Source organism: Aminobacter sp. P4_D5, from assembly GCF_056401815.1.
In genome coordinates, this window is record NZ_JBFUIP010000616.1 from 1 (window position 1) to 761 (window position 761).

The 761-nt window shown below is 70.8% G+C and carries 1 protein-coding gene; it reads left to right on the forward strand.

From position 1 onward, the window contains the following. Positions 1-162: 162 nt before the first annotated feature. Positions 163-759: a hypothetical protein gene (locus AC1DWF_RS33890; RefSeq protein ID WP_476842873.1), complete on the forward strand. Its 597-nt coding sequence runs from the start codon at positions 163-165 to the stop codon at positions 757-759. Positions 760-761 lie beyond the last annotated feature (2 nt).

The window sequence follows — 761 nt, forward strand, 5'->3', positions numbered from 1 at the left end:
GTCCACAGCCCCCTGATGGGGACTAGTCCGCTCGCGGCACAGCCGACATCTTGGACATGATGAAGGCGGCGTCACTGCTGACGCCGCCTTCGCCAAGATCCACCACCCACTGGAGAACCACCGGGAGACCGGCCCCACCAAACTTCTACGGGAGCCGGCCGGATGTCCACATCGATCAGCAGCAGCACCGCCCGAGGGCGGCCCAACCGCTACCTCGCCACTGACGCCGCGCTGCTGCGGAAGCGGAGGCACCTCGCCGCGCAATCGCCGCAGCCGGCCAAGCGACGCGAGATCTACCCCGACGCGGTCGCGCAGCCGGACGCCATCATCAAGCTCTTCCGGCACGTGATCCTGCGGACGCTGCTCGACGCCATCATGCCCTTGAGCGAGACCTTGGGCGGCGGCAGCACGACGCGTGCGGCTCACCGCGAGCAGATGCAGGCCCGTGCGCTGTTCACCAAAGAGGGGCCGCTGCAGGCCGACCGCCATCAGCTCGAGGAGCTAGCCGATCTGGCGCCCGGATCACTGGCCAGGCTCGGGCGACGGCTGGAGGCAGCGGGTTGGCAGGATGCGGGCCTGGCGGCAGCGACGCGGGCCGCGATGCTGCAGAAGGCCGGCGTGGCTGCCGCGGCGAACTTCGACGAGATCGTCGGCCGCGCCGGCGGCGCGCCGCGCTGGACGCACCGCCCCGCTCGAGCGGTTCATGCGCGCGGCAGCGCAGCCGTCGCCAGGGTCATCAGTGAAAGCGCCGTGGCATAGCC